The sequence below is a fragment of the Paramagnetospirillum magneticum AMB-1 genome (assembly GCF_000009985.1).
GTDB lineage: Bacteria > Pseudomonadota > Alphaproteobacteria > Rhodospirillales > Magnetospirillaceae > Phaeospirillum > Phaeospirillum magneticum.
Genome location: NC_007626.1, coordinates 3,947,129 through 3,972,170, shown reverse-complemented (window position 1 = coordinate 3,972,170; position 25,042 = coordinate 3,947,129). Strand labels below are relative to the sequence as shown.

Below are 25,042 nucleotides of genomic sequence, written 5' to 3'. Positions count from 1 at the left end.
AGTGTCACGACGGGGATCGGGTCCAGACCCTATGGAATGGGAGAGTTGTCCGCGGCGGAGAGCGGCAGAGTCAAGGTGACGGCAGTGCCTCGGCCCGGTTCCGACTGGATAGCGATGTCGCCGTGCAGCAGCTCGACGATGCGGCGGCAGATGGCCAGCCCCAGGCCGACGCCGCGGGCCGGGTCGGCGCGCAGCGGGTCCACCCGCTGGAAGGGCTCGAAGACATGAGCCAGCTTGTCGGTGGCGATGCCGCAGCCGGTATCGGCGACGACGACGCGCAGGGTCTGGCCGGCCCGCGTCAGGCCGACCGAGATGCGGCCGCCCGCCTCGGTGTACTTGACGGCATTGCCCAGCAGGTTGATCAACACCTGGCGCACGGCGCGGGAATCGGTGACCAGCGGCATGGCCCCGCCCTCCTCCAGATCGAGCTGGATGTCCTTGGCGACGCATTGCGGCCGCAGCATCCCGACGCATTCCTGGGCGATGGACCTCAAATCGGTGGGGCCGGTCGCGATGCGGTAGCTGCCCAGTTCGATGCGGCTGATGTCGAGCACTTCGTCGATGATGGACAGCAGGTGCCGGCCGCTGTCCGAAATGGCGGCGACGAAATCGGCGTGCTGGGACGGCAGCGGCCCGGCCATGCCGCTTTCCAGCATCTCGGTATAGCCCAGCACGGCGGTCAGCGGCGTGCGCAACTCGTGGCTCATATGCGACAGGAAGACGGTCTTGGCGCGGTTGGCGTCCTCGGCGGCCTGCATGGCGGCGACCAGGGCGTCCTCGGCGGCCTTGCGGGCGGTGATGTCCTCCTTGACCGCCAGATAGTGCAAGATGGCGCCGTCGGGAGAGCGGATCGGGGAGATGGAGGCCCTCTCCCAATACAGTTCGCCGTTCTTCCGGCGGTTCTGCAACTCGCCTTCCCAGGTGCCGCCGGCGGTAATGGTCCGCCATAGGTCGGCGTAGACCGCATCCTGGGTCAGGCCGGATTTCAGCAAGCGAGGATTGAGGCCGCGCACTTCTTCCAAAGTGTAGCCGCAGACCTCCATGAATTTGGGGTTCACGTAATCGATGTTGCCGCGGGGGTCGGTGATGATCACCGAGACCGGACTTTGCTCCACGGCCCGCGACAGGGTGCGCAGGGCTTCCTCGGCCCGCCGGGCCTCGGTGATGTCGGTGTGGGTGGCGACGAAGCCGCCGCCGGGCAAGGGGTTGCCGATGACCTCGAGCGCGGTGCCGTCGGCCCTCTGGCGCTGGAAGCGGTGCGGCTGGAAGTTGCGGGCCAGATCCATGCGCTCGGCCACATGGGCCTCGGGGTCGCCGGGACCGTATTCGCCCCGCCTCGCGTTGAAGCGCAGGTAGTCCTCCAGCGCCGTTCCCGGCCGGGTCATGTCCGGGGGCAGGCGCAGCAACTCTCCGAACCGGTGATTGCAGGCCACCAGGCGCAGATCGTCGTCATAGACGCTGATGCCCTGGGCGATGTTGTCCAGAATGGTTTCCAGCGTTCGCGACTTGGTGGACAGCTCGCGGCGGCTGGTGTCCAGGGCGGCGGTCCGCTCATGCACCCGGGTCTCAAGCTCGTCATGGGCGGCGGCCAGGGCCTTGCGCGCCGCGTCCCAGCGCCCGGCCACATGATGGGCGATCGCGAAACCCAGGGAGGACACCAGCAGCAGCAAGCCGCCGACAATGACCGAGATGCGGGTCACCTCCGGGGCGATCTCGTCGACGAAGCTGGACCGGGGGCGGGCCAGGGACACGGTCCAGCCGTTGTTCAGCAGCACGAAGGCGGCGATCATCTCCTCCTTGCCGGTGGGGCTGGGATAGGCTTTGACCGCTGCCTTGCCGGGAGCGGGGGAGGTGCTCTGGAACGCCCTGGCGGCGGCGGTCAGCGCCCCGTCGGGGGCCTCCACCGTCTGGCCGCGCCCGGTGGCGGCGATCACCGTGCCCTGGCGGTCCATCAGGACGCCCATATCGAAGGGCGGCAGGATGGAGCCGGCGAAGATTTCCGTCAGCCGGGGCAGATGGATGACGCCGCCCAGATGCAGGATGACCTCCCCCCGCCCGTCGAGGCGCGGCACGTCGATGGCCACGGCGGGAATGCCGTCGGCCCCCACGAAGGCGTCGGACAGGGCGGGGCCGCTGGTGCGGGAGGCTTCCTGGAAATACGGGCGGTCGGCCAGATTGAAGCGCTTCAGGCGCTGTTGCACGTGGAAGGGGTGGCTGATGTAGTGGTCGCCGTTGGGCTGCAGCACGAACAGGACAGAGAAGTGTCCGCCCTTCATCAGGCTGTTCAGGATCTGCCGCTTTTGCGGGTCGGCATCGGCGGGAATGCCGTTGATGGCGCGCTCCACCTGATTGATGGCGGGCAATGCGGCCATTTCGGGCAGGGAGGCGGCAAAGCGGAGGTCCTCGGTCATGGACTTGATGGCGGCGTCGAGCCCGATGGCCAGGGCCGAGGCGACCTGGCCGCGCTCGCGGCTCCACTGGGCCGCCGCCTGGCGTTCCAGGGCGTGGCGAAGAAAGCCCACCACGACGACCACCGAGACAAGGCAGGTGACCGCGATCGCCACGGCGATACGGACACGGAGCCCCAGGCGTCCCTCTCCTGTTTTCATCGACCCAGTTTTCGGCGGGTTTCGTTGCCGCATTGTGGGTGTACTTTCGACCCGGGCGCAAGACACGTGTATCGTTGCGGCGCAAGGAGCGCTCTCGCCGTCTTGCCCGGCGGGCCGGCTGGCCCTATAGTTCCCGAACCATGACAGACGCCGCCTTTCCGCACCGTCATCTCCTCGGCATCCAGGGCCTGGCCCCGAGCGAGATCACCAGCCTGCTCGACCTGGCCGAAGGCTATGTCGAACAGAATCGTTCCAGCGACAAGCGCAAGAATCTCCTGCGCGGCCGCACGGTCATCAACCTGTTCTACGAGAACTCGACGCGCACGCGCACCAGCTTCGAGCTGGCGGGCAAGCGTCTGGGCGCCGATGTGATCAACATGCAGTCGGCGGGCTCGTCGGTGCAGAAGGGCGAGACCCTGATCGACACCGCCATGACGCTCAACGCCATGCATCTGGACGTGCTGGTGGTGCGCCACCCGGATTCGGGCGCGGTCAAGCTGCTGAGCGAAAAGGTTAATTGCGCCGTGATCAACGGCGGCGACGGCAGCCACGAGCACCCCACCCAGGCCTTGCTCGACGCCCTGACCATCCGGCGCCGCAAGGGCAAACTGTCGGGCCTCAACGTCGCCATCTGCGGCGACGTGCGCCATTCCCGCGTGGCCCGCTCCAACATCTACCTGCTCAACGCCATGGGCGCCCATGTGCGCCTGATCGGCCCGCGCACCCTGTTGCCCTCGGGCCTCGACCGCATGGGCGTCGAGGTCTTCCACGACATGCGCAAGGGTCTGGCCGACGTGGACGTCATCATGATGCTGCGCATCCAGAACGAGCGCATGAGCGGCAATTTCATCCCCAGCATCCGCGAGTACTTCCACTTCTTCGGCCTGGACCGCGAGAAGCTGGGCATCGCCAAGCCCGATGCGGTGATCATGCATCCCGGTCCCATGAACCGCGGCGTCGAGATCGATTCCGACGTGGCCGACGACGTGGAACGCTCGCTGATCCGTTCGCAGGTGGAGATGGGCGTGGCGGTGCGCATGGCCTGCCTGGACATGCTGACCCGCGACCTGACCCGCTCGGAAGGAGCCGTCTGATGGCCGCCCGCAATTCCTCGGGCCTGGTGGCCTATGTCAACGCCCGCCTGCTGGACCCGGCCACCGGGCTGGATACCCGGGGCGCCCTGCTGACCAATGGCGAGACCATCGCCGATGTGGGCCCCGGCCTGTTCCAGGGCGGCGTGCCCTCGGGCATGGAGGTGGTGGACTGCAAGGGCCTGTGCCTTGCCCCCGGTCTGGTGGACATGCGCGTCCAGCTGCGCGAGCCGGGCGAGGAGCACAAGGAGACCCTGAAATCGGCGGGTGAGGCGGCAGTGGCCGGCGGCGTCACCTCCATGGTCTGCCTGCCCAACACCAATCCGGTGATCGACGAGGTCGCCACCGTGGAATTCGTGGCGCGCCGCGCCCGCAAGATCGGTCTGGCCAAGGTCTATCCCTATGCCGCCGCCACCAAGCGGGTGGAGGGCAAGGAACTGGCCGAGATGGGCATGCTGGCCGAGGCCGGCGCCCTGGGCTTCACCGATGGCCTCAAGGCCATCCGCAACGCCCAGGTCATGCGCCGGGCGCTGACCTATGCCGCCACCTTCGGCCTGCTGATCGTCCAGCACCCGGAGGAGCCCTCCCTGGCCGAGGGCGGCATGATGAACGAGGGCGAACTGGCCACCCGCATGGGCCTGTCCGGCATTCCGGTGGCCGCCGAGGCCATCATGCTGGAACGCGACATGCGGCTGGTGGAGATCACCAATGGGCGCTACCACGCCGCCCATGTGGCCACTGCCGCCGGCGTCGAGATCATCCGCAAGGCCAAGGCCAAGGGCCTGCCGGTCACCTGCGATACCGCGCCGCCCTATTTCGCCCTGAACGAACTGGCGGTGAAGGACTATCGCACCTTCGCCAAGCTGTCGCCGCCGCTCCGCTCCGAAACCGATCGCCAGGCGGTGGTCGAGGGGCTGAAGGACGGCACCATCGACGCCGTGGCCTCGGACCATTCCCCCCAGGACCAGGATTCCAAGCGGGTGCCCTTCGCCGTGGCCGAGTTCGGCGGCGTGGGTCTCGAGACCCTGCTGCCGGTCACCCTGGACCTCGCCCATAACGGCCATATGAGCCTGATCGAGGCGCTGAGGCTGATCACCTGTGCTCCCTCCGCCATCCTCAATCTGGCGGCCGGCCGCCTGAAGGTGGGGGCGGCGGCCGACCTGGTGCTGTTTGATCCCGATCGCGGCTGGAAGGTCAACGCCAAGAGCTTCCATTCCAAGTCCAAGAACTCCCCCTTCGACGACCGCCCGGTGCAGGGCATGGTGATGCGCACCATCGTCGACGGGCGGACGGTGTATACGCACGATGCTTGAGCTGGTCGCAGCTACCTTGGGCGGCTATCTGCTGGGCTCGGTGCCCTTCGGGCTGGTGCTGACCCGCCTCGCCGGGCTGGGGGACATCCGCCAGATCGGCTCGGGCAATATCGGCGCCACCAACGTGCTGCGCACCGGGCGCAAGGGGCTGGCCCTGGCCACCCTGCTGCTGGACGGCGGCAAGGGCGCCATCGCCGTGGGGCTGGTGTGGGTCCTGCTGGGCCGTGAGATGGTGCCGGTTGCCGGCTTCGCCGCCGTGCTTGGGCACAATTTCCCGGTCTGGCTGGGCTTCAAGGGCGGCAAGGGCGTCGCCACCACCATCGGCACCTTGCTGGCGGCGGCGTGGCCGGTGGGGCTGGCCTGCATCGGCACCTGGCTGGTGAGCGCGGCCATCTTCCGCATCTCGTCCCTGTCGGCACTGATCGCCCTGGCGGCCTCGCCCGGCTTCGCCCTGTATTTCGCCGGGCCGCAATACGCCCTGATGGCCGCCGGGCTGGCGGTGATGGGCTTTTACCGCCACAAGGCCAACATCATCCGCCTGATCCGGGGCGAGGAACCCCGGATCGGCGGCAAGAAGAAGACGGAGAGCGAGGGATGAACCAGCCGCCCGCCGCCGGAAGCCTGTTCGACAATCTGCCGAACGACGACTTCGAGGCGGAGCGGTTTGATCCCTTGCTGGACGGCGGGCGGTTCCGCCTGCTGCGCATCGTCTCCAACGGCCAGACCACGCCCGAGGGCCAGTGGCTCGATCAGGACGACGACGAGTGGGTGGTGGTGGTCAGGGGCGCCGCCATGGTCCGCCTGGAGGGGGAGGAACATCCCCGCGCCCTGACCCCCGGCGACTGGCTGCTGCTGCCCGCCCATTGCCGCCATCGGGTGGAGTGGACGGCGCCGGACCAGCCCACCGTGTGGCTGGCCCTGCACCGGGACCCCTGATCCATTGCGGGGCTGCCGCCCCGGCCCCGCCTGGAGGCGATGCCTCCAAGCCTCCCTTTCATTTGTAAGTAAAAGGGGGCCGGGGCATATCGGCCCCGGATGGAATAGGGGCGTTGATTTACATGTCCTGGCCGGCAATCGCCTTGTCCAGCAGGGCGATGGTTTCGGCCACGCCGAACAGCTTGATGAAGCTGCCCATGCGCGGGCCCTGGTCGTTGCCCAGCAGCACCTCGTAGCAGGCCTTGAACCAGGCCTTGAGGTCGGCGAAGCAGGGGCGCTTGCCGATCTCATAGACCAGATTCTGGATGTCCTCGACACTGGCCTCGGCGGACAGGGCCTCCAGACCGGCTTTCAGCGCGGCGAAGGCCTCGACCTCGTCGGGCGTGGCCTTGCGGTAGGTCTTGTTGGGCAGGACGAAGTCGCGGTAATAGGCGATGGCATAGCCCACCAGCCCGCTCAGGATCGGCGCGGTTTCCGGCGCCGCGCCCGGGGCGTAGCGCTTGATGAAGCCCCAGATCACCGCCGGATCGTCCGAGTGGCAGACGCTGACCAGATTCAGCAGGATGTTGAACGACAGATGGGCGTCCTCGGCCGGCGGCTTGCCGCCGTGGATGTGCCACACCGGATTGTCCAGCTTCTTGCCCGGCTCTTCCGAGGGGAACTTGCCCAGATAGGCCAGATACTCGTCCACGGCCCGCGGGATGACGTCGAAATACAGGCGCTTGGCGGTCTTGGGCTTCTGGTACATGAACAGCGCCAGGCTTTCCTGCGGCGCGTATTTCAGCCAGTCCTCCACGGCCAGGCCGTTGCCCTTGGACTTGGAGATCTTCTGGCCCTGGTCGTCCAGGAACAGCTCGTAGGTCAGGTTCATGGGGGCGCGGCCGCCCAGGATGGCGGCGATGCGGGTCGACAGCTGGACCGAGGGGATCAGGTCCTTGCCGCTCATCTCGTAATCGACGCCCAGGGCCACCCAGCGCATGCCCCAATCGGCCTTCCACTGCAGCTTGCAGGCGCCGCCGGTGACCGGGGTCTCGATCAGCTTGCCGTCCTCGCGCTTGTAGACGATGGTGCCGGCATCCACGTTGCGCTCCACCACCGGGACCTGCAGCACGATGCCGGTTTCCGGGCAGACGGGCAGGAAGGGGGAATAGGTGGCGCGGCGCTCGTCGCCCAGGGTCGGCAGCACCACGTTGATGACGTCGTCATAGTGCCGGAGCACACCCAGCAGGGCGGCGTCGAAGCGGCCCGAGGTGTACCAGTCGGTGGCCGACTGGAACTCGTATTCGAAGCCGAAGGTGTCGAGGAAGCTGCGCAGGCGGGCATTGTTGTGATGCCCGAAGCTTTCGTGGGTGCCGAAGGGATCGGGAATGCGGGTCAGCGGCTTGCCCAGATGCTTCGCCACCATCTCCTTGTTGGGGATGTTGTCGGGCACCTTGCGCAGCCCGTCCATGTCGTCGGAGAAGGCGAACAGACGGGTGGGAATCTCAGGCGCCAGCAGCGAGAAGGCGCGGCGCACCATGGTGGTGCGCGCCACTTCGCCGAAGGTGCCGATGTGGGGCAGGCCCGACGGGCCATAGCCGGTCTCGAACAGCACATAGCCCTTGTCCGGCGCTTTGCCTTTCAGACGCTCATCCAGCAGAGCACGGGCCTCTTGAAATGGCCAGGCGGTGGCGGAGCGGGCAAGGTCGCGGGAATCGGAGGACATGGGTCTATGCTTTCCATTCAACAGATGAAGAGCGGAAAGCTAGTCCCCGGCAGGGGGGCGCGTCAATCGTGGCGGGGCGCATGGCGCCTCAGCGTCTTTTTTCCACCTCGTCCGCCTCGCGGTTGGCGAGGTAGTTGGACAATTCCCTCATCTGGGCCTGCCATTCCTGCTCGGCATTGCGTTCGCGCAGCCAGATGTCGGGGTCTTCCTTCACCTGGCGCAGATAGCGGACCGTATAGGGCACATGGGATTCCCGCTGGGCCTCGGTGGTGCCGAAATTACTGACGAAGCTTTCCAGGAAGGCCGATGAGATGCGTGGGAACACCCGGTGGCAGGCCAGCACCAGGAAGTCGCCCCATTCCGGCGGGAACTTGGCGAAGGCGCCCAGCAGATTGTCGCGCAGCGCGCCGTCGCGGGCCTTCTGCTGAAAGATGCGCGGGTCCTTTTCCTGCTCGTAGAGGTCGTGGCAGATGCGCCATGCATGGTTGAGGCGCTTCCACCAGTCGTTCCGGGGATCGAGCAGCGAGCGCAGGGTCTCGATCTCGCGGTTGCCGATCTTGGGGATGTCGTAGGCCTCGGGCGAGGAGGGCGCCAGCATCTCGCGCAGGGCCTTGGTGTTGTCCTTGACCTGGAAGACCCTTGTGCCGTCGGGCTTCTTGGTTTCCAGCAGCTTCAACTCGTCCCAGCCGCTGTTCCAGCCCTGGAGGATGCTGTCTTCCAGCGGCTTGGTGACGTGGTCCCAGAAGCTGTCGGTGTCGTCCTCGGCCCATTCGTAGCTGGTGGCCAGCATGCGGATGTTGCGGCTTTCCCAGATGGTGGGGAAGATGAACCTGGTCACCGCCAGCTTGAACTTCTCGGCGAATTCGGGCGAGGCCAGGAAGAAGGGTGGCAACTCGCGCTTTAAGGCCGGGTTGTGGCGGTGGAAGAACACCAGCACCTTGTCAATGCGCCGGCCGATGGCCGCCTCGCACAGCTTCTCGAAGCTCTCGAACTTGCCGGCCGGCGGGGGCAGTTCCGGCACCACGTAGTCCAGCCGCTTCAGCAGATGGGCGAGGTTGGGCGGCAGTTCGTATTCGATGTCCTTGTGGCGGGCTTCCCAGCGGGCCTTGCGCTCGGCCTCGTCCTCCTTGGACGGCATGCCGTTGAACATCTCGACCACCGGCGCAACCGGGGGCGGGGGCGGGGCCTTCTTGGGGACGGAACCCTTGTACTTCATATCCTCCTTGAGGATATGGGTGACCAGCCAGTCGGTCAGCACCCGGATCAGCACCTGGGAGCAGGTCTTCAGATCCTCCTCCAAGGTGGCGGCCTTGAATTTGTCGTGCAGCAGCTTGGCCTTGTGGGCCAGGGTCTCGTGCGCCTTCTTGTGCTGTTCCAACTCTGAGTATTTGATGGCGGCCATCACCGCCTCTTCGCGCCGGAAATGCTCGTCGACGTAGCGGAGCAGTTCTTCGGTGATGGTGGCGACCTGACGCCAGTTGTCCTGGCCGATCCACTGTTCGGTCAGGTTGATCAGGTCGATCAGCCTCTTGTGGTCGGCATCCAGTGCCGGTGCACCCACCGACATGGCGTCACGCCAAACGATCATTCCAGCCCCCGCCCAACGCACATGCCAAAGGCAAATCCCATCCTCAATCAGATGTGACTTTAGGCATGCTTGTCAACGGGCATATGGCAAAAGTCGGGAGATAGCCTATTCCTGGAATGAGGGCTCCCGCATAGATGCCTGAACGGTTGTGGCGGTTCGGCCGGTCTCGTGCGGGGCGCGGCCGTGTTCCGACAGCAGCGAGGCGGCAAGGATGGTGCAGTAATCTCCGAACTCGCAGTCCCGTAAGCGGGGGCAAGCCAGAATCTGACGTGTGAAGCAGATCAACGCATCGGAATCATCGGCGTCGATCAGTTCCTGTCCTGTGTCCGAGACCAATCGGAAATGGCAGTCTTGGGTTAGCAGCGTCATCGCCGCCTCTTCTGGCAACACGCAGAGTCAAACTTCTTGAGACTCTGCTCACGAGAAAACTATACCTAAGGTTACATCAAAAATAAACACCTATCCTATCGAGGTGGCGAAATAGTACTTACGAATTTGGCAAAAAGTGCCGGAACTTTATTTAAAATTTTATGCATCGGCCGTGGCGGCCAGGAGCTGGCGGCATTGCCGCACCGCCTCGGCCAGTCCGACCTTGACCGGCTCGACGCCGGGGGGGAAGGCGCCGAACAGCCGAGACGGCATCATGGGGTCCAGCAGGACGAAGACGCCCCGGTCGTCGGCGCGGCGGACCAGACGGCCGAAGGCCTGCTTCAGGCGCAGCCGGGTGATCATGTCGTCATAGGCCCGCCCGCCGAACTCGGCGCGCCGGGCCTTGTGCAGGATGTCTGGGCGCGGCCAGGGCACCCGGTCGAAGACGATCAGGTGCAGCGAGCGGCCGGGCACGTCGACTCCATCCCGGACCGCGTCGGTGCCCAGCAGGCACGAATGCTCCTCGGCGCGGAAGATATCCACCAGGGTCGAGGTGTCCATGTTGTCCAGATGCTGGGCCAGCAGCGGCAGGCCGGCATCTTCCAGGGGGGCGCTGATGCGCTTATGCACGGCCTTGAGGCGCGAAATGGCGGTGAACAGGCCCAGGGCGCCGCCATTCGCCGCCAGGAACAGCTCCCGATAGGCCGCCCCCACCTGATCCATGTCGTCCTTGCGCACATCGGTGACGATCAGCACCTTGGTGCGGGTCGGGTAGTCGAAGGGCGAGGCCACCTCGGCGCGCAGCGGGTCGCTGTCCAGATGAAGGGCGCCGGTGCGCCGCTCTGCGGCCCGCCAGTCGGTCTCCACGTCGCCCGACCCGTCCTTAAGGGTCGCCGAGGTGATGACCACGCCGTGGGCGGGCTCGACCACCGCCTTGGCGAAGGGGCGCGTCGGGTCGATCCAGTGGCGGTGCATGCCGGCGTCGTAGTCGCGGCCGTCGATCCGGTCCACCGAGAACCAGTCGATATATTGGCGCTCGACCACGCCACCCCCCTGGACGACTCCGTCCAGCATCCCCTTCCACCCCGCCAAAGGCATCAGCACCCGGCGCTCGATGGAGCGGCAGATGCCTTCGATGCGGGAACGGGTGGCGCTTTCCAACTCGGCGGCCTCGTCGTCCAGTAGGGCGGAGAGCGACTTGCTCAGCACCTGCAGCGGCAGGGCGATGCGCCCCAGGGCGGCGGCCAGGGCGCCCGCCGCCTCCGGCAGTCCCTCCAGCGGCGCCGTGGTCTCGGTCTCCAGGCTGTAGGGGGAATCGGGATGGGCGGCGCGGGCATAGACCTGCCGGCGCAACAGGCCCAGAAAGGCTTCGGCCGGTCCCTGGGGCTCGCCCTCGCTGATGCGCACCATCCAACCGGGGCCGGGCAGGGCGCGGGCGGCGGCCAGGGCGCCATCCAGGGCGGCGATGGCCTCTTCCGAGCCGCCCACCAGATCCTCGGCGCGGCGGTGCAGCCCCCGGGCGCGCGAGCGGCTGACCGCCTCGCCCTCCGGCCCCAGAATCCAGCGCCGCACCTCGGCGGCTTCCAGGCCGGTGAGATGGGCGGAAAAGGCCGCGTCGGCGGCGTCGAAGACGTGATGACCCTCGTCGAACACCAGCCGGGTGGGCTGGGCGCCGTCGTCGAGGCCGCCCAGCGCCGCCTGGATCATCACCAAAGCGTGGTTGGCCACCACGATGTCGGCACGGCGCGCCCGGCGTACGGCGCGTTCGATGAAGCATTTGCGGTAATGGGGGCAGGCCGAGAAGATGCACTCGCCCCGCCGGTCGGCGATCCCTAAGGTGCGGGCGCGGCCCAGCACTTCGGTCAGCCAGCCGGGAAAGTCGCCCCCCACCATGTCGCCATCGCGGGTGGCCAGCAGCCAGCGGGCCATCAGGCCCACGGCGGGGGCGTCCTGGTTGCGATTGCGGCTGACCATCTCCTCGTAGTTCAGCAGGCAGGCGTAGTTCTCGCGCCCCTTGCGGATCACCACCTTGCGCGCCTTGTCGCCGGCGTTGGGGAACAGCCGGTCCAGTTCCCCGTCCAGCTGGCGCTGCAGGTTGCGGGTGTGGGTGGAGATCCACACCGGCGCCCCGTTCTTCTCGGCCCACAGCCCGGCGGGGGCGATGTAGCCCAGGGTCTTGCCGGTGCCGGTGCCCGCCTCGGCCAGGACGAGATGCGGTTGGCCCTCGGCTTCGCGCGGCAGAAAGGCGCGGCTGACGGCCGAGGCGTAATCGGCCTGGGTGGGGCGTTGCTCGGCCCCTTCGCCCAGCATCTGGGCTAGGCGCTGACGGGTCTCGGTCGGGTCGACGGGAATGTTGCCGGGGGGCGGCTCGGGGGCGTATTCGCTCCATTCGGGCAGGCGGTCCCAGACGCGAAGCGCGCCGCCGCCCCGTCCTGAATCCCCCTGCACGCCCAGCGCCGCCAGCACCGCGTTGCCCCAGCCCCAGCCACCCCGGGCCATCATCCAGGCGAGACCGCGGGTGTCCACGGCCTTGGCGGCGGTGTCGGCATTGGTGCGGCTGCTCAGTTCCTCCAGCAGGCGGCGCACGGCGTTCATCAGCGCCTCGGCCTCGTCCTCCAGATCGGCGGGGTGGGGCAGGCCCATGGCATCGGCCAGCCCGCGCGGCGTCGGCAGGCAAAAGCGGGCCGGGCGCACGAAGGCGAAGAGTTCGAGAATGTCGAGGCGCAGGAAATCGTCCAGCCCCAGCCGCGCCGCCACAGCCGGGCCGTGACAGACCAGCGGGCTTTCATTGCGGGCATAGCGCGCCGCCTCGGATCGGCTCAGGCGGCGGAACTCGCCGTCGGGCTCCAGCGCCACCGCGCCCCGAATCCCGGCGACCAGCACCGGAACATGGGGCAACAGGATGCGGGACGGCGCGGACATGGCCGGAGACTACAGTGAGAACGATTGGTGCACAAGCCGTGCTGTCGGTCACCGGATTGTCACAGCCTTTTCACCCCAAGATCCCACCGGGGTGGCGTACTCCTTGTGGCCCCGAATTCGCCTGGAAAAGGGATGCCGTCATGATCGACCATGAAAGCATTGCCGCCGCGGTCGGCAGCCGCGGACATGATGGAACCATCGCCATTGCCGCATGCAAGTCCAATTCCGGCGCGGTGAAGGAAATCGCCTATTGCAGCATGGACGGCTGCTTCTTCGTGACGGTCGACGGGCGCGAGAGATTGCGCAGCGACGTGCCGGAGACCGCTTACGGCTTTTTCAGCGGAACGGCTCCCGAATAGGGTGAAGGCGTCCTACCGCACCGCCGTCACCCGGCCCTCGACCTTGGGGGAAACGGTGCCCTTGGCGGCGATGTAGTCGCTGACCGCGTTGACCAGCAGCGGGGCGGCCTCGGCGTTGACCAGCACCTTGGCGTCCTTCAGGGCGACGAAGCCGTCACCGCCCCCCGCCAGATAGTCGATGGTGGCCAGCCGGTAGGTACGCTTGGGGTCGACCGCCTTGCCGCCGGCCTGGGCCGTGACGACGCGCTTGCCGGCCGGCTTGGTGGAATCATAGGCGACGGTCAGGCCCGAGACCTGGGGGAAGCGACCGGCCTTGGATTCCACCGCCGACAGGCTGAATTCCAGCGCGGCCAGCAGTTGGGCGCCGGTGACCTCCAGCAGCATCACCGTGTTGCCGAACGGCATCTCGGACAGCAGGTCGCGGCGGGTCAGGCTGGTGCCGGGCTGGTACTGGCGGTTGCCGCGCAGGCCGCCGCCGTTGATCAGGGCCAGGTCGGCGCCGAAATGGGCGCGCAGGCCGTCGGCCACCAGATTGCCGATGGCCGCCTCTTCACCACGCACCGTGGTGGTGCGGCTGTCCATGGGGGTGGCGAGGCTGGCCAGCTTCTGGTCCAGGGCTTCGCCCATCAGGGAATCCGTCCGGGACACCAGCGACGCCAGGGCGGCAGCGGGGGCGACATCGGCCACCGGCAGGAAGCGCCAGCCGGCGGTGCGCACCGTGGTCGGGCCGCTGTTGCCGGGATCGGGGCGGTCGACCACCAGATCGACCACGCCGACCCAATGGGCGTCGTGACCGGCCTTCAGCACCAGCGGGCCGTTCTCCAGGAAACTGATGGGATCGTGATCATGGCCGCCCAGCATCAGGTCGATGCCCTTGACCCCATTGGCCTGCTTGCGGTCGTCGTCCAGATCCTGATGGGTCAGGGCCACCACCAGTTCCGCCCCAGCGGCGCGCAACTGGCGGGCGGTGGCGTCCAGGGTGGCGGCCTCGTCGGCGAAGGTGGCGCCGTCGGCATGGGACGAGCGGGTGGTCTGGCGGGTCAGCACGCCGGCAAAGCCCACCTTGACGCCGCCGATCTCGGTCAGCAGCGAGGGCTTGACCCCTTCGACGCCGGAGATGTTGGAGCCCACCCAGGGAAAGGTCGAGGCCTTGATCTGCGTGACGAAATTGGCGGTGCCGAAGTCGAACTCATGGTTGCCGGGCACGGCGGCAGTGGGCGCCAGGGCGTTGAAGAACTCCACCATATGGGCGCCCTTGGTGGCGTTGGAGGCCAGCGAGGGGCTGAGCAGGTCGCCGCCGAAGGTGAAGACCGCATTGGGATTGCGGCCGCGCTCGCGCTCCAGCACGGTCAGCAGCTCGGCCAGGCCGCCCTTGCCCTCCACCGGCCGGTATTCGTAGATGTCGTTGACGTGCAGGAAGGTCAGGCGAACCTGCTCGGCCATGACCTGGGGGGCCAGGATCAGCAGCGACAAGGTGACGACGATCATCCGCAACATCATGGTGCCCCCGGGACGGCTCTGTGGTGCCTTCCGTGGTATTCGGGATCGGCCATCATGTCCAGCCCGCATCAGCCCGGCCGCACCCAGGCGGTCGGCCAGTCGTCGAAATCCTCCACCTCCCGGGCGTCCACCAGAAGGGTGTAAAGCGCCTCGGCCGGGAAGTCGTTGACCCGGACCCGCCAGCGCTGGCCGTCCACGGTGGCGAAATAGGGATATTCCGCCCCGCCGGAGGCCAGCCACTGGATGGGACGCAGGAACGGAGTCTGAGAGGTCATGGTGCCCTGGCCTGCGGGGTGACGCCGAACTTCTCGTTGGTGGCGCGGTCCGTGCGGTTGGAACTGCCGACGATGTCGTCGTAGACCGCGTCGCCCGTCAATCCTTTCTCGCGATTGCGGGCCACCAGATCCTCGAAGCCGGGGCCGTCGGGATTGCCGTATTTCTTCTGGTCGCGGGCGCGCAGCATCTGGACCTCGGCCTTGTCGGGCATGAACTCGCGGGCCTTGACGCGGGCATGGTGGCGGATGGCATGGGCGCGCCGCGCCCTGTTCTCGGCGCTCACTCCCTGCTGGCGCCACTGGGCATCCAGCGCGGGAATCGCCGCCACCTGATCATTGTACCATTGCCGGATCTCGGCATTGGTGCGCGGCTGGACGGCGCTCTGCTCCGCCTGCGGAGGCGGGGCGGAATCGGCCGCCAGGGCGGGCGCCGGCCCGAACTGAACGGCCAGCAGGGCCAGCAAGGCCAGTATGGACCGGGACAATATGCGCACTGCCGACCTCCCAGGCTGGTATTTCGCCTAACGCGGCGCGGGATGTATCAGAGTGTGGCAGTGCCAATGCGGGCGTCAACCCGCGATAGTGCCTATTTTTGGTTTAAATCGTGACGATCCATGGCGTGGTATTCAGGATTGGGCATCATGTCCAGTCCGTGGGCCATGCGGTTGGTGTAGTTGAAGAAGCCCGTCGTGTCGGTGATGTCGAAGATGTCGGCATCGCTGAACCCCGCCGCGCGCAGGGCGGCGCGATCGGTCTCGGCGATGTCGTGGGGGGTCTTGGTCAGTTTCCAGGCGTAATCCAGCATGGCCCGCTGGCGCGGCGGCAATTCGGCCACCCGGTAATTCATCACCAGCATCTCGCCCAGCTGCGGATCGCCCGACAACTGGCGCAGCGCCTGGCCATGGGCCACCAGGCAGTAGTAGCAGCGGTTGGCCGAGGACACGACCACGGCGATCATCTCGCGCTCCAGCTTGGACAGGCCGGAATCCTCGGCCAGCATCAGCTGGTTGTAGAAGCGCGAGAAGGTGCGGAACTTCTCGGGCCGCGCCGTGTAGGCCAGCAGCACGTTGGGCCGCATGCCCAGCTTTTCGTCGCATTTGGCGAAATAGGCGGCGATGTCCTCGGGATAGTCTTTCGCCTCGGGCAGGTCGATGCGGACCACGTGATCGGGCTGGGGCATGGAATATCACCTGGAAGGGTTGCGGAAAGAATCAGGCGGCGGCCTGGGCCGTGACGCGGTTGCGCCCGGTGGTCTTGGCCCGGTACAGGGCGTTGTCGGCATGGGCGATCAGGATTTGGGTGTCGAGGCCGTTGCGTGGCAGCGCGCCGGGGCTTTCAGCCAGATTCAGACAGGAAACGCCGATGGAGATGGTCACGGTCTTCTCGGTCTGCGAGGCCTCGTGCGGAAGCTCGAGCCGGGCGATAGCCAGACGCATCTTCTCGGCCAGGGCCTGGGCGTCGGCCAGGGTGCTGCTGGGCAGGATGACCCCGAATTCCTCGCCGCCATAGCGGGCCACCAGATCGGCCGGGCGCTTGGCGGTCGCCGCCAGTGTCGCCGCCACCGCCTTCAGGCATTCGTCTCCGGCCTGATGGCCATAATGGTCGTTATAGGCCTTGAAGTGGTCCACATCGATCATCAGCAGCGACAGCGGCGTTCCCGCCCGGCTGGCGCGCCGCCATTCCTGGCCCAGGGTTTCGTCGAAGGCCCGGCGGTTGGCGATCCCGGTCAGGCCATCGTTCATGGCCAGATGGCGCAGGCGGAGTTCCGCCTCCTTGCGCTGGGAAATGTTCTGGTGGGCGATCACCACCCTGACTCCGCCCGCCGATTCAGCGCGCCGCACATTCATCAGGAACCACCGGGCCTCGCCCGGGGCGTCGCAGGTATATTCCATGGAGAAGCCGTCCTGGCTTCCGTCCAGCACGGCGCGGATGCCCGCGGCGACGGCCCGGGCTCCCTCGCTTTGGGCTCCTTCGGCCTGTTCGCAGACCTCCAGGTAATTGGCTCCGACGCCGCAAAAGGCCAGATCGCCGTTATTGGCCTCATGGAATTCCCGCCAGCTTCCGTTGACGGCCAGAATGGTGCCGCTCTCGTCGATGACGCAGACATGGTCGGGCAGCGCGTCCAAGGTGGTGCGGGCCAATTGCCGCTCCGCCCATAACTCCCGATTGAGGGAGTCGAGCAGTTCCTTTTCCTGCTCCAGGGCTCGCATGAGCTGTTCCTGGCTGAAGGCCGAGGCGAAGGATTTGGTGGTGAGCAGGGCGCTGATCACGCCCCATCCGACCACCGAAAAGCCGACGGCGAAGATGGCGTGGGCCAGCCACCACAGGTGGTCCCAGGGCTTGGCCAGCATGAAGCCCAGGGCCGCCTGGGCGAACAGCAGCAGGGCCACGCCGTAATACTTCATCAGGGGCGAGGTGATCCGCCGGCGGACCATGACCGCCAGTCCGCCGAGGCAGAGCAGGGCCGCCGCCGTCTCCATGGGCATGCGCACCCAGGGGCTGGGCGCCAGGGGGGAATTGGCCAGGATCGCCACCGCCGCCACGGCCACGCCGCACACGATCAGCACCTTGCGCCAGAAGCCGCTGGCCGAGACCGCCTTGACGTCTTCCGCCGCCTTGCCGTACTGGGCCAGGCCATAGGCCATACAGCTCAGCATCACCAGGCGCGACACCGGGCCGAACAGCAGGAACAGCCAGATATTGTGATGGGCGGTGCGGGTCAGGAGGCCATGGGGGGCGTAGATCAAGGTGAAGGCCAGGAAGCCGACGGTCAGCCAGCGCAGGAAGACTTCGCCGGATTCCCGGTAGCTGCGCCACGAGACATAGGACACGAACCCACCGATCAGCGTGGCGATGGTGATGGCGAATTCGTGGAACAGGTGGCTTTCGAACCGCGGCAGCGGAGACGACGAAAACGTCGTCAGGTACCAGATGGCGAAACTTGGAGCCAGGGATATGGCCAGGAGTTGGGCCGCCTGGAAAAGTCTCGCAATTCGCTCAAGCACCATGGACCGGCCACCTCGGACAGCGGGCGGCCCCAGGGCACCCTCATCTTTGAGGAAGAGTAATCCTATTGTATGCCCGGGTGAAAGCCTTGAACTTCGAGGAAGGACGGATCAAGCCCCTCAGGCCGGATCCGAGGCGCCCGCCAGACAGATCATGGTGGCCAGCATGGTCGCCACCAGGGTCTCCTTGCCGCCTTCGACGCCATAGACGTCCGAGCGCACCACGATCAGGGTGCGGCCGGGCTTTAAGACCTCGGCGCGGGCCACCAGCTTGTCGCCCTTGGCGGGGCTCAGCAGGTTGACCTTGAACTCGGTGGTCAGCACCGCCGACCCGGCGGGCATCAGGGAAAAGGCGGCATAGCCGGCGGCGGTGTCGGCCAGGGTGGTGGTGGCCCCGGCATGGACGAAGCCGTGCTGCTGGCACAGATCGGCCCGGGTGGGCAGTTCCAGGGTACAGCGCCCCGGCTCCAGCGCCGTCATGTGCGCGCCGATGGTGGCCAGGAACGCCTGCCGGGCGAAACTGGCCTCCACCTTGGCGCGGTAATCGGGGTCCTTGGGCGTCAGCGCCGTCACGTCCTGTCATCCCGAGCGCGGGCGAGGGATCTCGTCCTGGCATGGTGGCGCCATGTCGGAATCGGCGTTCCAGGCGGAGATTCCTCCTCCCGATGGTCGTTGGAATGACAGGCTGTGGTCATCGTCATCAGTTGCTCATCAGCACCGGGACGGTCATGTGGCCCAGGACGTAGCGGGTGCCGGTGCCGCGCTTCAGGGACAGGCCGTAATGGCCGTGGGCTCCCATGACCACCAGATCGGCGCCCAGATCGCACAGGCGCGACAGCAGCATGTCCATCTTGCCGATATGCTCGCCGGCCAGACGCTCGGCCTGGGCGGTGATGCCGCAGGCGGCCAGGTGGTCGAGGATATCCACCTGGGGCACCTCGCCCATGGCGCTGGAGCCGTCGTCCGAGGGGCCGCGCAAGCTGAGCACGGTCACCGCCTTGGCACCCAGCATCAGCGGCTTGGCGTCGTTGAGGGCGCGCACCGCCTCCTTGCCGGCATTCCAGGCCAGGGCGATGCGCTCACCCACGGTGGGGAAGTTGCCGGTATGGGGGATGACCAGCACCGGGCGGCCGCAGTGGAGAATGACGTGCTCGATCATTTCCTCGGGCACGATCTTGCTCTTGGGCTCGGTCTGGCCCATCACCACCAGATCGGCATAGCGGGCGCAGAACATGGTCTCGCTGACCACGTGGCCGGGCTCGCCATGGGCCAACTGCCACCAGCGGGACTTGACGCCGGCGGCGGCGCAGGCGGCGTTGAACTTTTCCTTGGCGGCGTCGCGGGCCTGGGTCAGTTGGTCGCTGGCCTTGTGGGCGACGGCGCTGGGGCGATGGCTTTCGGTCCGGGCGAACAGGCCGGTCAGCCGGGCGCCATGGGTCTTGGCCAGCCCGATGGCGATGTCCAGACGGGCGGTGCAGCGTTCGCTGTCGTCGATGTGGACGAGGATGTCTTTCATGGTCCTGTTCCCCTATTGCGTCGCCAAAGCCCGCGAAATGACCAGCCGTTGAATGTCGCTGGTTCCTTCGTAGATTTGACAAACCCTAACATCACGGTAGATCCGTTCCACCGGAAAATCCGCCAGATAGCCGTAGCCGCCGTGAATCTGGATGGCGTCCGAGCACACTCGTTCCGCCATTTCCGATGCGAACAGTTTGGCCATGGAGGCCTCCTTGAGGCAAGGCAGTCCGGCATCGCGCAAGCTTGCGGCGTGCAGGACCATCTGCTCGGCCACCTCGACGCGGGTGGCCATGTCGGCCAGACGAAAGGCCACGGCCTGATGCTCGAAGATGGGCTTGCCGAACTGCTTGCGCTCCTTGGCGTAGGCCAGGGCATGGTCCAGGGCCGAACGCGCCATGCCGACGCTTTGCGCCGCGATGCCCAGGCGCCCGCCCTCCAGGTTGGCCAGGGCGATCTTCAGGCCGTCGCCCTCTTCGCCCAGGCGGCGCGAGGCGGGGACGCGCATGTCCTCGAAGGCCAACTGGCAGGTGTCGGACAGGTGCTGGCCCAGCTTGTCCTCGACGCGCACCACGGTAAAGCCAGGGGTGTCGGTGGGCACCACGAAGGCCGAGATGCCGCGCTTGCCCGCCTGCGGGTCGGTGACGGCGAAGACGATGGCCACCTGGCCGTTCTTGGCCGTGCTGATGAACTGCTTGGCGCCCGACAGGACGTAATGGTCGCCGTCGCGGCGCGCCCGGGTGCGGATGGAGGCGGCGTCGGAGCCGGCCTCGGGCTCGGTCAGGCAGAAGCAGCCCAGCTTCTCGCCCCGGGCCATGGGGCGCAGGAACTCGTCCTTCTGCGCCTCGGTGCCATAGGTCAGGATGGGCATGCAGCCCACCGAATTGTGCACGCTCATGATGGTGGACAGCGGGCCGCAGCCCGCGGCGATCTCCATCACCGCCATGGCGTAGGAGACGTAATCGGTCCCCGCGCCATCCCATTCGGACGGCACCACCATGCCGAGGAAGCCCAGTTCCCCCATTTCCGCGATGGCGTCGGTGGGGAACAGGTGCTCGCGGTCCCAACGGGCGGCGTTGGGGGCCAGCTTCTCCCGGGCGAAGGACCGCGCCATGTCGCGGATCAGCTGCTGTTCCTCGGTGGCGATCATGCTAGGTCAGCTCCACCATCAAGGCGGTAGCCTCGCCGCCGCCGATGCACAGGCTGGCGACGCCGCGCTTCATGCCGTAGGTCTTCAGGGCCGACAGCAGGGTGACGATGATGCGCGCCCCCGAGGCGCCGATGGGATGGCCCAGCGCGCAGGCGCCGCCATGGACGTTGACCCGCTCGTGCTCGAGCTTGAGGTCGTGCATGGCCGCCATGGTGACCACGGCGAAGGCCTCGTTGATCTCCCACAAATCGATGTCGCCGGCCTTGCAGCCCACCTTGTCCAGCAGGGTCTTGATGGCCCCCACCGGGGCGGTGGTGAACAGGGCGGGCTCCTGGGCGAAGTTGGTATGGCCCAGGACGGTGGCCAAGGGCTTGAGGCCGCGCTTCTCGGCCTCGGAACGGCGCATCATCACCAGGGCGGCGGCGCCGTCCGAGATGGACGAGGAATTGGCCGCCGTCACCGTGCCGTCCTTGGCGAAGGCGGGCTTCAGGGTCGGGATCTTGTCGGGCAGAGCCTTGCCCGGCTGCTCGTCGATGGTGATCAGGGTCTCGCCCTTGCGGCCCGCCACGGCCACCGGGGTGATCTCGGCGGCGAACAAGCCGTCGGCGATGGCCTTCTTGGCCCGGCTCAAGGACGCCAGGGCGAAGCCGTCCTGGGCCTCGCGGGTGAACTTGTAGCTGCCGGCGCATTCCTCGGCGAAGGTGCCCATCAGGCGGCCCCGGTCATAGGCGTCCTCGAGTCCGTCCAGGAACATGTGGTCCAGCACCTTGCCGTGGCCCAGGCGGTAGCCGCCCCGCGCCTTGTCCAGCAGATAGGGCGCGTTGGACATGCTTTCCATGCCGCCCGCCACCATCACCTTGGCGGTGCCGGCGACCAGCAGGTCATGGGCCAGCATGGCGGCCTTCATGCCCGAGCCGCAGACCTTGGAAATGGTGGTGCAGCCGGCGGAGCGGGGCAGCCCGGCGCCCAGGGAGGCTTGCCGGGCGGGCGCCTGGCCGACGCCGGCGGGCAGGACGCAGCCCATGAACACCTCGTCCACCTGATCGGGGGCCAGGCCCGAACGCTCGACCGCCGCCCGGATGGCGGCGGCACCCAGCTGCGGCGCGGCCAGCGAGGCGAAGTCTCCCTGGAAGCCGCCCATGGGAGTACGGGCGGCGCCGACGATGACGATGGGGTCGGTGGTCATGGCTTGGTCCTTTGTGGAAGACGGGTGTTTTTGGTAGAATTTTGGGACGGCCACGGAGAAACGCCATGGGGCAAGTCCCGAAACTGGAAGACGTCATCGCCATCCTGAGGGCGCATGAGGCGTTCTATCGCGCCAAGGGCGTGATCCACATGGCGGTGTTCGGCTCGGTCGCCCGGGGCGATGCCGGCCCGGACAGCGACGTGGATTTGGTGATCGACTACGACCCCCAGTCCAAATTCAGCCTGCTGACCCTGTGCGGAGTGCAGAACAGCACCGCCGACTGGCTGGGTTGCAAGGTCGACATGCTGACCTGGGACGGCCTCAAGCCCAGGCTCGATGAGCGGGTGAGGCAAGAGGCTGCCCATGTCTTCTGACGCCGTGGAGCGGGCGCTGCAACGGGCGAAGGACATTCTGGATTCCATCTCCGAGATCGAAGGCTTCCTCTCCGGCCTGGAGGAAGGCGCCTTCGTCGCCGACCGTAAGTCCGTCCTGGCGGTCACCCACCTGATCATGATCATCGGCGAGGCGGCCAAGCATCTGGCTCCGGGCATCGAGGATCGATGCCCGGATATCCCGTGGCGGGATGTCCGCTCCATGCGCGATCGGATCGTGCATGAATACGGGACCATCAATCCCCGGCTGGTCTGGCGGATTGCCACCAACGATCTTGCTCCCTTGCGCGCCGCTCTTCTCAAGGAACGCGATTTCCTCACTTCATGTTGAAGATGATGGTCTTCTTGTGGGTGAAGTGCTCCAGCATGGATTCCAGCGAGGCTTCCTTGCCGATGCCCGACGTCTTGACGCCGCCATAGGACAGGCCGGGCTGGACCACCAGGTTCTGGTTGACCTGGACGAAGCCGGCCTCCAGGCGCTTGGTGGCGTCCATGGCCAGCTTGAAGTCCCGCGTCCAGATGGAGGCGGCGAGGCCGTATTCGGAATCGTTGGCCTGGGCCAGGACGTCCTCGTAGTCGCTCCACTTGATGACGGCGCAGACGGGGCCGAAGATCTCTTCCTGGCACAGGCGATCGCTGTTCTTCATGCCGGTGAAGATCACCGGCTGGACGAAGCGGCCCTTGGCCAGCTTGGGATCGGTGGGCAGGGCCGAGCAGACATGCTTGGTGGCGCCCTTGGTCTCCTCGCCGATCTTGATGTAGCTCCTCACCCGCTCCAACTGGCCGTCGGAGACGATGGTGCCGATATCGGTCTTCTCGTCGAGCGGGTCGCCCATGACCATGGCGTCGACCTTGGCCTTCACCTTGGCGACGAATTCGTCATGGATGCTTTCATGCACGAACAGGCGCGATGAGGCGGTGCAGCTCTGGCCCTGGCGGGTGAAGCGCATGCCGGCCAGCGCCCCGGCCACCGCCTGATCCATGTCGGCATCGGCGCAGACGATCATCGGGCTCTTGCCGCCCAGTTCCAGCGTCACGGGGATCAGCTTCTCGGCCGCCGCCTTGTAGACGATGCGGCCGGTCTCGACGGACCCGGTGAAGGTCACCTTCTTGACATCGGGGTGTTCCACCAGCGGCGCGCCGCATTCGGGGCCGAAGCCCGACAGCATGTTGAACAGGCCGGGCGGCAGCACGGTGTTCATGATCTCGGCGACGCGCAGCACGGTCAGCGGCGCCTCTTCCGCCGACTTCACCACCACGGAATTGCCGGCCACCAGGGCAGCGGCGGCCTTCATGGCCATCAGCAGCAGGGGCACGTTCCAGGGAATGATGCAGCCCACCACGCCCACCGGCTCGCGCACGGTGACGGTCAGCATGTCGGGGTTGAAGGGGATGGTCTCGCCCTTCAGTTCGCTGCCCAGGCCGCCAAAGAAGGTGAACATGTCGGCCAGAACGCCGGCCTCGACCCGGCTTTCGGTGCGCAGCGCCTTGCCGGTCTCCAGGGCCACCAGACGGCCCAGTTCCTCCACATGGGCCGACAGCACCCGGCCGCATTCGGCCACCAGCTTGCCGCGCGCCCGGGCCGATTGCTTGGCCCAGTCCTTCTGGGCGGCCTTGGCCGAGATGACGGCGATGTCCACGTCTTCCTTGGTGCCGAAGGCGGCGGTGCCGATGATCTCGCCGGTGGCGGGATTATCCACCTCGAAGACCTCGCCGCAGCCGGCGGGCACGAGCTTGCCGCCGATCAGATGCTTGCCCGAAAGGGCCTTGGCCAGCTTGAAGGGATCGAGTTCAGGCGTCAGGGTCATGATCAGGCTCGCTTGTCTTGGATGACGATGCCGTCGTTGGGCAGGCCGCCGGGGGTGACGAAGGCCACCTCGGTCTTCAGCTTGCACAGCGACTGGAAGGAATCCTTCAGTGCCGCTTCCAGGCCGGTGGCGCTGGTCTCGACGTTGAGGGTCAGGCGGTCGTTCTCGCCGTCCTTTTCCACCACCAGGCGGGCGCGGATCACCTCGGGGTGGCGCTTGGCCACTTCGGCGATCTGGCGGGGGTGGACGAACATGCCCTTGATCTTGGTGGTCTGGTCGGCGCGGCCCATCCAGCCCTTGAGGCGCATATTGGTGCGGCCGCAGGGCGACCGACCGGTCAGAATGGCCGACAGGTCGCCGGTGGCGAAGCGGATCAGCGGGTAATCCTGGTTGAAGCTGGTGACCACCACTTCACCGACCTCGCCCTCGGGCACCGGGTCGCCGGTGCCGGGGCGGACGATCTCGACGATGACGCCCTCATCGACGATCAGTCCCTCGCGGGCCTTGGTCTCGTAGGCGATCAGGCCGAGATCGGCGGTGGCGTAGCACTGGGTGACGTCGACGCCCAGGTCCTTCAGGGATTGGCGCAGCGGCGGCAGCAGCGCCTCGCCGGAGACACAGGCCTTGGTCAGCGACGAGTGGTCGAGACCCATCTCCTCGGCGCGTTCCAGGATGATCTTGAGAAAGGAGGGCGTGCCGCCATAGCCGGCCGGCTTCAGATCGGCGACCGCCTTGGCCTGCTGGTCGGTATTGCCGATACCGGCCGGGAACACCGGGCAGCCGAGCGCATGGGCGCCGGTCTCGAACATCACGCCGCCCGGCGTGAAGTGGTACGAGAAGCAATTGTGCATCAGGTCGCCGCGGCGGAAGCCGGCGGCATACAGCGCCCGGGCGATGCGCCACCAGTCATTGTCCCAGCCTTCGGGGTCGTAGATGGGGCCGGGCGAGGCGAAGACGCGGCGCAGCTCGCTCTTGGGCGTGGCAATCAACGAGGCGAAGGGCGGATCGGCCTGCTGGGCGTCGATCAACTCGGACTTGCGGGTGACGGGCAGCCGGGCCAGGGCGGCGCGGCCGGTGACCGAGGCCGGGTCCACCTCGGCCAGCACGCGGGCGAAGGCCGGGGAATCGGCCTTGGCCAGGGCGATCTGCTCGGGCAGGGCTTCGAACTGCGCGGCCTCGCGCTCGTCGGTCGAGCGGGTTTCCAGGGAATCGTAAAATTCGGTCATGTGTCGGTCCATTCCGGCTTGTCATCCTGAGCGAAGCGAAGGCTCTCGTCCTGGCGGGGTGGAGGGATATCGGCCAGCTCCGTCCCAGCGGAG

Annotated in this window: 22 protein-coding genes; 7 read left to right on the top strand and 15 right to left on the bottom strand. The window is 67.0% G+C overall.

Annotated elements, in window-relative coordinates; genetic code table 11:
• Window positions 1-29: 29 nt before the first annotated feature.
• Window positions 30-2,609, bottom strand: coding sequence for a sensor histidine kinase (locus AMB_RS18305; protein WP_148207480.1), 2,580 nt, complete (start codon window positions 2,607-2,609; stop codon window positions 30-32).
• A gap of 140 nt (window positions 2,610-2,749) precedes the next feature.
• On the opposite strand from AMB_RS18305, the gene AMB_RS18300 reads away from it, so the two are divergent.
• From AMB_RS18300 to AMB_RS18285, 4 genes are read left to right on the top strand one after another with little or no spacing between them, the layout of a single operon-like run.
• Window positions 2,750-3,703 carry an aspartate carbamoyltransferase catalytic subunit gene (locus AMB_RS18300; RefSeq protein WP_043745147.1) on the top strand — a complete coding sequence of 318 codons (954 nt, stop codon included), beginning with the start codon at window positions 2,750-2,752 and terminating at the stop codon, window positions 3,701-3,703.
• Window positions 3,703-5,013, top strand: a complete 1,311-nt coding sequence (locus tag AMB_RS18295) for a dihydroorotase (RefSeq protein WP_011385972.1) — start codon at window positions 3,703-3,705, stop codon at window positions 5,011-5,013. Before AMB_RS18300 ends, AMB_RS18295 begins: the two co-directional genes overlap by 1 nt.
• Window positions 5,006-5,611, top strand: coding sequence for a glycerol-3-phosphate 1-O-acyltransferase PlsY (gene plsY / locus AMB_RS18290; RefSeq protein ID WP_011385971.1), 606 nt, complete (start codon window positions 5,006-5,008; stop codon window positions 5,609-5,611). Before AMB_RS18295 ends, plsY begins: the two co-directional genes overlap by 8 nt.
• Entirely contained in the window at window positions 5,608-5,949 is a 342-nt protein-coding gene (locus tag AMB_RS18285; protein ID WP_011385970.1) for a cupin domain-containing protein, read from the top strand. Before plsY ends, AMB_RS18285 begins: the two co-directional genes overlap by 4 nt.
• Before the next feature lie 118 nt (window positions 5,950-6,067).
• On the opposite strand, the gene AMB_RS18280 is transcribed toward AMB_RS18285, so the two are convergent.
• The 3 genes from AMB_RS18280 to AMB_RS18265 form a co-directional block, all read right to left on the bottom strand.
• On the bottom strand, window positions 6,068-7,654 hold the full coding sequence (locus tag AMB_RS18280) for a lysine--tRNA ligase (RefSeq protein ID WP_011385969.1): 1,587 nt from the start codon (window positions 7,652-7,654) through the stop codon (window positions 6,068-6,070).
• 88 nt (window positions 7,655-7,742) lie between these two features.
• Complete coding sequence (locus tag AMB_RS18275) at window positions 7,743-9,242, bottom strand: bacteriohemerythrin (RefSeq protein WP_011385968.1); 1,500 nt, start codon at window positions 9,240-9,242, stop codon at window positions 7,743-7,745.
• A 528-nt stretch (window positions 9,243-9,770) separates the two neighbouring features.
• Window positions 9,771-12,533: an ATP-dependent DNA helicase gene (locus tag AMB_RS18265; RefSeq protein ID WP_011385966.1), complete on the bottom strand. Its 2,763-nt coding sequence runs from the start codon at window positions 12,531-12,533 to the stop codon at window positions 9,771-9,773.
• A gap of 140 nt (window positions 12,534-12,673) precedes the next feature.
• Between AMB_RS18265 and AMB_RS18260 the strand changes: the two genes are divergently transcribed.
• Window positions 12,674-12,892 carry a hypothetical protein gene (locus AMB_RS18260; RefSeq protein ID WP_043745137.1) on the top strand — a complete coding sequence of 73 codons (219 nt, stop codon included), beginning with the start codon at window positions 12,674-12,676 and terminating at the stop codon, window positions 12,890-12,892.
• 12 nt (window positions 12,893-12,904) lie between these two features.
• Here the strand turns inward: AMB_RS18260 and AMB_RS18255 are convergent, their stop codons facing one another.
• From AMB_RS18255 to AMB_RS18210, 9 genes are all read right to left on the bottom strand, one after another.
• Entirely contained in the window at window positions 12,905-14,392 is a 1,488-nt protein-coding gene (locus tag AMB_RS18255; protein WP_231848888.1) for a bifunctional metallophosphatase/5'-nucleotidase, read from the bottom strand.
• 68 nt (window positions 14,393-14,460) lie between these two features.
• The gene (locus AMB_RS18250; RefSeq protein ID WP_011385963.1) at window positions 14,461-14,667 is read right to left on the bottom strand and encodes a hypothetical protein; all 207 of its coding nucleotides are present in this window, start codon (window positions 14,665-14,667) and stop codon (window positions 14,461-14,463) included.
• Window positions 14,664-15,161, bottom strand: coding sequence for a hypothetical protein (locus AMB_RS18245; RefSeq protein ID WP_011385962.1), 498 nt, complete (start codon window positions 15,159-15,161; stop codon window positions 14,664-14,666). The genes AMB_RS18250 and AMB_RS18245 overlap by 4 nt, the downstream gene beginning before the upstream one ends.
• A gap of 92 nt (window positions 15,162-15,253) precedes the next feature.
• Window positions 15,254-15,847 (bottom strand): peroxidase-related enzyme, encoded by a 594-nt coding sequence (locus AMB_RS18240; protein WP_011385961.1) that lies wholly within the window; start codon window positions 15,845-15,847, stop codon window positions 15,254-15,256.
• A gap of 31 nt (window positions 15,848-15,878) precedes the next feature.
• Window positions 15,879-17,675, bottom strand: coding sequence for a GGDEF domain-containing protein (locus tag AMB_RS24650; protein ID WP_011385960.1), 1,797 nt, complete (start codon window positions 17,673-17,675; stop codon window positions 15,879-15,881).
• A 117-nt stretch (window positions 17,676-17,792) separates the two neighbouring features.
• Window positions 17,793-18,245 (bottom strand): PaaI family thioesterase, encoded by a 453-nt coding sequence (locus AMB_RS18225; RefSeq protein WP_011385959.1) that lies wholly within the window; start codon window positions 18,243-18,245, stop codon window positions 17,793-17,795.
• A gap of 127 nt (window positions 18,246-18,372) precedes the next feature.
• Window positions 18,373-19,188: a universal stress protein gene (locus tag AMB_RS18220; RefSeq protein WP_011385958.1), complete on the bottom strand. Its 816-nt coding sequence runs from the start codon at window positions 19,186-19,188 to the stop codon at window positions 18,373-18,375.
• 12 nt (window positions 19,189-19,200) lie between these two features.
• Complete coding sequence (locus AMB_RS18215; protein ID WP_011385957.1) at window positions 19,201-20,337, bottom strand: acyl-CoA dehydrogenase; 1,137 nt, start codon at window positions 20,335-20,337, stop codon at window positions 19,201-19,203.
• A gap of 1 nt (window position 20,338) precedes the next feature.
• Window positions 20,339-21,523: an acetyl-CoA C-acetyltransferase gene (locus tag AMB_RS18210; RefSeq protein WP_043745132.1), complete on the bottom strand. Its 1,185-nt coding sequence runs from the start codon at window positions 21,521-21,523 to the stop codon at window positions 20,339-20,341.
• Window positions 21,524-21,588: 65 nt separating this feature from the next.
• Between AMB_RS18210 and AMB_RS18205 the strand changes: the two genes are divergently transcribed.
• A complete protein-coding gene (locus tag AMB_RS18205; RefSeq protein WP_011385955.1) occupies window positions 21,589-21,897 on the top strand; it encodes a nucleotidyltransferase family protein in 309 nt (102 codons plus the stop codon).
• Window positions 21,887-22,246, top strand: a complete 360-nt coding sequence (locus AMB_RS18200; RefSeq protein WP_043745128.1) for a HepT-like ribonuclease domain-containing protein — start codon at window positions 21,887-21,889, stop codon at window positions 22,244-22,246. Before AMB_RS18205 ends, AMB_RS18200 begins: the two co-directional genes overlap by 11 nt.
• Here AMB_RS18200 and AMB_RS18195 read toward each other — a convergent pair.
• Entirely contained in the window at window positions 22,233-23,723 is a 1,491-nt protein-coding gene (locus AMB_RS18195; protein ID WP_011385953.1) for an aldehyde dehydrogenase family protein, read from the bottom strand. The genes AMB_RS18200 and AMB_RS18195 overlap by 14 nt on opposite strands.
• Before the next feature lie 2 nt (window positions 23,724-23,725).
• The gene (locus AMB_RS18190; RefSeq protein ID WP_043745126.1) at window positions 23,726-24,949 is read right to left on the bottom strand and encodes a phenylacetate--CoA ligase family protein; all 1,224 of its coding nucleotides are present in this window, start codon (window positions 24,947-24,949) and stop codon (window positions 23,726-23,728) included.
• Window positions 24,950-25,042 lie beyond the last annotated feature (93 nt).